General features: G+C 70.9%; 4 protein-coding genes and 1 pseudogene. All 5 read left to right on the top strand.

Annotated features, from left to right (window positions below; translation table 11 throughout):
- Positions 1 to 815: M20 metallopeptidase family protein (locus FRW57_RS17740; RefSeq protein WP_152186619.1), on the top strand; the 815-nt coding region annotated here is incomplete at its 5' end.
- 126 nt (positions 816 to 941) lie between these two features.
- On the top strand, positions 942 to 1,934 hold the full coding sequence (locus FRW57_RS17735; protein ID WP_137122073.1) for a ribose-phosphate diphosphokinase: 993 nt from the start codon (positions 942 to 944) through the stop codon (positions 1,932 to 1,934).
- An 84-nt stretch (positions 1,935 to 2,018) separates the two neighbouring features.
- On the top strand, positions 2,019 to 3,458 hold the full coding sequence (locus FRW57_RS17730; RefSeq protein WP_420853265.1) for an NAD-dependent malic enzyme: 1,440 nt from the start codon (positions 2,019 to 2,021) through the stop codon (positions 3,456 to 3,458).
- The gene (locus FRW57_RS17725; RefSeq protein WP_137122075.1) at positions 3,455 to 3,847 is read left to right on the top strand and encodes a VanZ family protein; all 393 of its coding nucleotides are present in this window, start codon (positions 3,455 to 3,457) and stop codon (positions 3,845 to 3,847) included. The genes FRW57_RS17730 and FRW57_RS17725 overlap by 4 nt, the downstream gene beginning before the upstream one ends.
- A 205-nt stretch (positions 3,848 to 4,052) precedes the next feature.
- Positions 4,053 to 4,528 (top strand): annotated as a pseudogene (locus tag FRW57_RS24140) (DEAD/DEAH box helicase); the annotation flags it as partial.

The following is a 4,528-nucleotide window of genomic DNA, read 5'->3' as shown; positions in this document are numbered from 1 at the left end:
TGGCGGTCGTGGCGCGCGCGGCCACGCGGATCGAGCTTCCGGTGCCGCTGGTGGCGCTGCTGCAGCCTCGCGAGGAGGGCCCGCAGTCCGGCGCCTGGGACGTGGTCGAAGAGGGCGGGATGGCGGGGGTCGAGGCGGTCGTCGCCGCCCACTGCCAGCCGCAGCTGCCGGCCGGCACCATCTCCGCGGTGGCAGGGCCGGTCAACGCCGGCAGCTGCGCCTTCGAGGTCGAGGTCCGCGGCCGCAGCGGCCACTCCGGCTATCCGCACACCGTGGACGACTCGGTCCTCGCGCTCTCGGCCGTCGTCGTGGCGCTGCAGCAGGTCGGAGCCCGGCGGATCGATCCCACGGTGGGGGTGGCCTGCATGGTCAACCAGCTCGACGCCGGCACCACCTACAACGTCGTGCCCGGCCGGGCGGTGGCCAGGGGCTCTCTGCGCACGATGCGCGCCTCGGACCTCGACCTGGCACGGGCCGCGATGAGGTCGATCGTCGAAGGAGTGGCCTCGGGGCACGGTTGCGTGGGTGAGATCCGCTTTGCGTCCGGTGAACCGGCCCTGGTCAACGACGCCGTGCTGGCCGCGGGAGCGGCTGAGCGGCTGGCCCAGATGGGGCACCCGGTGTCGACCGACTTCCGCTCGTTCGGCTCCGACGACTTCTCCTACTACGTCCAGCACGCCCGCAGCCTGATGATGTTCGTCGGCACCGGGACCGGCACCGGCGGGTTGCACGCCCCGACCTACCTTCCCGACGACCGCTACGTCTCCGTGGTGGCCGACGCGCTGGTGGCGGGCTACGCGGCCGCGGTGACCTGACGGCATACGCGCTGGTGGGACCGGGAGTCGGGCGCAGGCTTCGGCCACGGCTGGCGTCCTCCCGGGCCCGGGCCAGGGGCTACGCTCGACCTGGACATCGGCATCGACCCCACTGGGAGCTTCGGCGTGCGCGAGATCGTGGTCTTCTCCGGTTCGGCCCATCGTCAGCTGGCGGCGCGCATCTGCGACGCCCTGGGCGCCCAGTTGTCGCCGATCGACATCAAGCGGTTCAGCAACGACTGCCTCCAGGCGCAGCTGCTCGCCAACTGCCGCCAGCGTGACGTCTACCTGATCCAGCCCCTGGTGCCGCCCACCCAGGAGCACCTGATGGAGCTGCTGCTGATGATCGACGCGGCCCGGGGCGCCTCGGCCGCACAGATCACCGCCGTCATCCCGCACTATGCCTATGCCCGGTCGGACAAGAAGGACGCCTCACGCATCTCGCTGGGTGGACGCCTCGTGGCCGACATGCTGGTGACAGCCGGCGCCCACAGGGTCCTCACCATGGCGCTGCACGCGCCCCAGGTGCACGGCTTCTTCTCCGTCCCCGTCGACCACCTCACCGCGATCGGCGTGCTCGCCGACCACTTCCAGGACCGCGACCTCACCAACACGGTCGTCATCTCGCCCGACCTCGGCAACGCCAAGACCGCCACCCAGTTCGCCCGGTTGCTCGGACTCCCCGTCGCCGCGGGCAGCAAGCAGCGGCTGGCCGACGACCGGGTCGTGGTCGACGCCATCGTGGGCGATGTCTCCGGCAAGCGCGCCATCGTGCTCGACGACGAGATCGCGACGGGTGGATCGATCGTCGAGCTGCTGGATCGGCTGGCCGACTTCGGTTGCACCGAGGCCGCGGTCGCATGCACCCACGGACTCTTCACCGGCAAGGCCGTCGAGCGCCTGCGCGACCACCACATGATCAGCGAGGTCGTCACCACCGACACCGTCCCTGCGCCCGGCAACTGGCCGCAGCTGCGGGTGCGCTCGGTCGCCGACCTGTTCGCCGAGGCGATCGCCCGGATCCATGCCGGTGAGTCGGTCAGCAGCCTGTTCGACGGGGTGGACCCGACCCACGCGCCGCCCCAGCCCAAGCTGCCCTTCGCCCCCGCCGCCGTCTGACCGTCGGCTCATCCCGCAGGAGGTGAGGGACGCGCCGAGGGGGCTGCCCGTCATACCGAGCGGTAGTCGGGGACAATGACGCCCATGAGCGTCCCCTCTGTCTCCAACTCGATCACCGCCCGCCTCGAGCTCCCCGCCCGCGCGACGGCAGTCAGCGAGCTCACCACCGCGATCGAGCAGAACGGGGGACTGGTCACCGGCCTCGACATCACCGCCTCGGGATCCGACCGACTGCAGGTGGACGTGACCGTCTCGTGCCGCGACACCGACCACGCCACCGAGATCGTGGCCGCCATGAGGACGGTCGAGGGGGTCGAGATCGGCAAGGTCAGCGACCGGACCTTCCTGGTGCACCTCGGCGGCAAGCTCAAGATCGAGTCGAAGGTGCCGATCCGCAACCGCGACGACCTCTCGCGCGTCTACACCCCCGGCGTCGCCCGCGTCTGCATGGCGATCGCCGACAACCCCGAGGACGCGCGCCGGCTCACCATCAAGCGCAACACCGTCGCGGTCGTCACCGACGGCTCCGCCGTGCTCGGGCTCGGTGACATCGGCCCGCTCGCGGCACTGCCGGTGATGGAGGGCAAGGCCGCGCTGTTCAAGCGGTTCGCCGACATCGACGCCTTCCCGCTGTGCCTGGACTCGCACGACGTCGACGAGATCGTCATGATCGTCAAGGCGATCGCCCCCGGGTTCGCGGGCATCAACCTCGAGGACATCTCCGCCCCGCGCTGCTTCGAGGTGGAGGCCCGGCTGCGGGAGGAGCTTGACATCCCCGTCTTCCACGACGACCAGCACGGCACCGCGATCGTGGTGCTGGCGGCCCTGCGCAACGCGCTGCGGGTCGTCGGCAAGGAGCTCGAGGACGTCCGGCTCGTGCAGAGCGGGGCGGGCGCGGCCGGCACCGCGATCCTGCGCCTGCTCATCGCCGCCGGCGCGAAGGACATCATCGTCTCCGACCGTTTCGGCGTCGTGCACCCCGACCGCGAGGACATCAAGGGCAACGGCGACGACAACCTGCGCTGGCTCGCCGAGACCACCAACCTCGAGCGCCGCACCGGCACGCTCAAGGACGTCATCGAGGGTGCCGACGTCTTCATCGGCGTCTCGGCGCCCAACCTGCTCGACGGCGACGACATCGCCAAGATGCACGACGACGCCATCGTCTTCGCGCTCGCCAACCCCGAGCCCGAGGTGGACCCGGCCGCGGCCGCCCAGCACGCCACCGTCGTGGCCACCGGTCGCAGCGACTTCGCCAACCAGATCAACAATGTCCTGGTCTTCCCCGGCGTCTTCCGCGGTCTGCTCGACGCCCGCTCCAACAAGGTCACCGAAGAGGTGCTGCTGGCGGCGGCCGAGGCGCTGGCCGGGACGGTCAGCGAGGACGAGCTCAACCCCGCCTACATCATTCCCAGCGTCTTCCACCCCGACGTCTCCAAGACGGTGGCCACCGCGGTCGAGAAGGCCGTTCGCGGGGACGACAAGGCCCCCAACGACGCCGAGGCCGCGCAGCTGCCCGTATGACGTCCCGGCCCACCATCCCCACGAAGGTCTCCGAGCCGACCGCCGTCTCCCGGATCAGGCGCGGCTGGATCGTGCTGCTCGTCCTCGCGATGGTGGTGCAGCTCGTCGTGCTCTACGTGCCCACCGCTCCCGGTGGTCCGGGGCTCGCGCACCTCGACAAGCTGATCCACGCGTCCGTCTTCGCGGCACCGACGCTGGTCGGGCTTATGACCGGTCTTTCCCGGTGGTGGGTGGTGGGTCTGCTCGCGTTGCACGCACCCGTGAGTGAGCTGCTCCAGGCGAGCCTGCTGGCGCACCGCGACGGCAGCGGGTGGGACGTCGTGGCAGATCTCACAGGCGTCCTGCTCGCCCTGGCCGTCTTCCTGGTCTGGAGGCGGACCAGACGCTGATACGGTGGAGGCACCCCGGTGCATGGACGCGTGAGGCGTCCCGAGAACGTGCAAGCAAGGACACCGGGCAGCCGGATGGCAACCGTCCATCCCGGTCCGCCGGGCGAGAAGGCACCACACTCGCCTGAGGTTCGCTCTCATTCGTTGCCACGGACGGCAGCTCGAGGCGTGCCTACCTCGAGTTACCGAAGTGAGCCAATTTCAGATGAGCAAGCAGCACGCCCCCAAGTCCGGCGCGCCCAAAAAGGCCCGCTGGAGCACCGCCAAGAAGGCTCAGGCCAAGGCGGGACCCAAGAAGGCGCACCGCGGCCAAGGCAAGTCGTATGACGACCGCCCACCCCGCGGCCCCCAGCGCTCCGACCGCCCTGGCCGCCGCGACGACCGCCGGGACGACCGTGCCCCGCGCAGCTTCGATCGTCGAGACGAGCGTCCGGCTCGTAGCTTTGACCGGCGTGAGGAGCGTCCGGCCCGCGCCCCGCGCGGCGACTTCCGGCGTGACGAGCGTCGTGATGACCGTGCGCCGCGCAGTTTCGACCGGCGTGACGACCGAGCCCCCCGCAGCTTCGACCGGCGTGACGACCGTGCGCCGCGCAGCTTCGACCGGCGTGAGGAGCGTCCGGCCCGCGCCCCGCGCAGCGACTTCCGGCGCGACGCCGACTACGGCAAGCGCGAGCAGCGCCC

Origin of the sequence: Segeticoccus rhizosphaerae (assembly GCF_009192725.1) — a bacterium.
In the GTDB taxonomy this organism is placed as follows: Bacteria; Actinomycetota; Actinomycetes; order Actinomycetales; family Dermatophilaceae; genus Segeticoccus; species Segeticoccus rhizosphaerae.
This window is presented reverse-complemented; position numbering and strand designations above follow the sequence as displayed.

Excerpts from the sequence above, each read along its gene's own strand:
- FRW57_RS17725 (WP_137122075.1), top strand. The coding sequence starts at position 3,455 with ATGACGTCCCGGCCCACCATCCCCACGAAGGTCTCCGAGCCGACCGCC.
- FRW57_RS17730 (WP_420853265.1), top strand. The coding sequence starts at position 2,019 with ATGAGCGTCCCCTCTGTCTCCAACTCGATCACCGCCCGCCTCGAGCTC.